Here is a 2280-nt window from a genome sequence, read left to right on the forward strand (position 1 = left end):
AACTCTCCGGCGGGCAGCGCCAGCGCGCGCTGATCGCCGCGGCCCTGTCGGCGGACCCCGCGGTGTTGCTCGCGGACGAGCCCACCACAGCCCTCGACCCGGCGGCGCGCGAGCGGGTGCTGGCGACCCTCGCGGAGCTGCGCGGCGCCGGGCGGGCACTGGTCCTGGTCAGCCACGATCTTGGCCTTGTGTCCAAGATTGCCGATCGCGTGCTCGTGCTGGACGGCGGCCGCGTCGTCGAGGCGGGTGAGACGGCGCGCGTCCTAGCCGCGCCCGAGCACGCGGTGACGCGCGCGCTCCTCGCCGCGATCCCCGCGGCCCCGGGCGCGTCCCCGCCCGGCCCACCGCCCGGCGCGCGCCCCGTGCTCAGCCTGCGCGGGGTGACGCTGCTGCGCGGCGGCGAGCCGATCCTTCGGGGCGCGAGCCTCGGGCTGCGCGCCGGGGAGGCGCTCGGCCTCGTGGGGCCCTCGGGGGCCGGGAAATCCTCCCTCGCCCTCGCCGCGCTGGGGCTGCTCCCGCTCGCCGCCGGGGGCATCCGCCTCGGCGAGGATGCCTGGTCGGGTGTCCAAGAGTGGCGGCGGCGGCCCCTGCGCCCCCGGATCCAGTGGGTCCCGCAGGACGCGATGGGCTCCTTCCCGCCCGGGCGCACGGTCGGCAGGATCCTGGGCGAGGCGCTGTTTGGTACTCGCGGGGATCGTGCCCGCGAGCACACCCCTCGTGCGCGCCGCGCGGCGCGCGTGGCCGAGCTCCTCGCCAGCGTCGGCCTGGACCCCGCGCTCGCGTCCCGGCGGCCCGCGGGCCTCTCCGGCGGGCAGCGCCAGCGGGTCGCTATCGCCCGGGCCCTCGCCACGGACCCCGAAGTGCTCATCTGTGACGAGTCCGTGTCCGCGCTCGACACGATCAGCCGGGCCGCGGTGCTCGACCTGCTCGCCCGGCTCCGCCGCGAGCGCGGGCTCGCCCTGCTGTTCATCTCGCACGACCTCGACGTGGTCCGCTCGTTCTGCGACCGCGTGCTCGAACTGCGCGACGGTCGGCTCTGCGACGCCTGAGCCCTTCTCAGGTGAGCGTGTTTTTGTTCCCAGGCAATCGGCAAACCTCTTTGGGTGTGTCGCCGCTGGGCTCGGTGTTTACCCGGTCAAGTTCTCCTGAAAGCGAGTAAAGTGCAGGAACATGCCCTCTGCGTCGCGATTACCGGAACGGATCTCCGCGCGGAGCTCACTGAGGTAGGTCTGCATCTGAATCACGCTTTCCCCGGCATTCGAGTGTACTTTTCGGAGTTCATCTTGAGCGTGATCCAGCGCAGTGAGAGCGCTTTCTGTTTCCCCTAGATGAGCGTCAATGATTGCCTGCATCGGGAGTGCAACTGCCAGGAGACCGTAGTCGTTTCCCGTTCGGAAGTCACGTACAGCCAGGCGAATGCTCTTGCCTGCGGCAGGATAGTTACCCTGGTCGATGAGCTTGCCAGCCGTGTTCATGTTCGTCATCCCTGAGTTTGCGAACTGACTCAACCCGTTCGGGTTCCTGAGGGTTCGAGCGCCAATGAACCCAATGAGGGCCGCGCCTGCCCAGCAGAGCAAGAGCATCCACCATCGGCCTTGCACGGCTTCGAAAATGCCAAAGATAAATAAGCCGATTTGCGCCAGGCCAAAGAGGGCTTTCATAGGTTTCCTAAATCTAATTCATTGGTTACTGACAGAATTATAGGATGGCCTGCTCTGCCCCAGGCGCTCTGAAGACACGCTGGTGAGACGATAACCTTGCTGCCTGCTGTTGATTGAGGGGGTGCTCCCGCGCGTGAGATCGATGGACCAATCGGGGTCGCGAGCGTCCACACCACCCCGGAACGTCACCTGTTGTTTCGCTCCTGGAGGGCGCAAGTCGTAGGGTCTTGAGCGAGTCATGCGAGTTTGCTTTGACTGCAGAGCGCCGCGATCTCCCTCCACGGAGTGATGCGGGGGCCAGCGGGCTCGTGCCACAGTATGGGCATGATGCGCCGCAATCCCGTCTTCGATGCCGAGCGTCGCACGCCCTTGCTCCGGGGGTGGGCGGTGCTGGGCGCGCTCGCGGTCGCCGTCGTCGCCGTGTCCGTGCCCCTGCAGACCGCGCTCTACGGGGTGCCGCTGCACCTGGCCTTCGTGTTCGGCCTCGCCCAGGGCGGGGCGCTGCTGCTCGCCCCCGTCTCGCCCCGCTGGGCGCTCGGCGCGGGGCTGGGGGCCTGGTTCGGGACCGCGGTGGTCAGCGGCTGGACCCAGCAGGAGGTCTGGCCGTGGCCGTGGCCCG

At 69.0% G+C, this 2280-nt stretch carries 2 protein-coding genes and 1 pseudogene; 2 read left to right on the top strand and 1 reads right to left on the bottom strand.

Features of this window, described 5'->3' with window-relative positions; translation table 11 throughout:
- On the top strand, nucleotides 1-1049 hold a 1049-nt coding region (locus OOT08_RS15450; protein WP_325093734.1), incomplete at its 5' end, for an ABC transporter ATP-binding protein.
- 78 nt (nucleotides 1050-1127) lie between these two features.
- On the opposite strand, the gene OOT08_RS15455 is transcribed toward OOT08_RS15450, so the two are convergent.
- Entirely contained in the window at nucleotides 1128-1661 is a 534-nt protein-coding gene (locus OOT08_RS15455) for a hypothetical protein (protein ID WP_325093735.1), read from the bottom strand.
- A 324-nt stretch (nucleotides 1662-1985) separates the two neighbouring features.
- On the opposite strand from OOT08_RS15455, the pseudogene OOT08_RS15460 reads away from it, so the two are divergent.
- Nucleotides 1986-2280 (top strand): annotated as a pseudogene (locus OOT08_RS15460) (hypothetical protein); the annotation flags it as partial.

This window comes from Leucobacter sp. M11, assembly GCF_035726885.1.
GTDB lineage: Bacteria > Actinomycetota > Actinomycetes > Actinomycetales > Microbacteriaceae > JAPFRB01.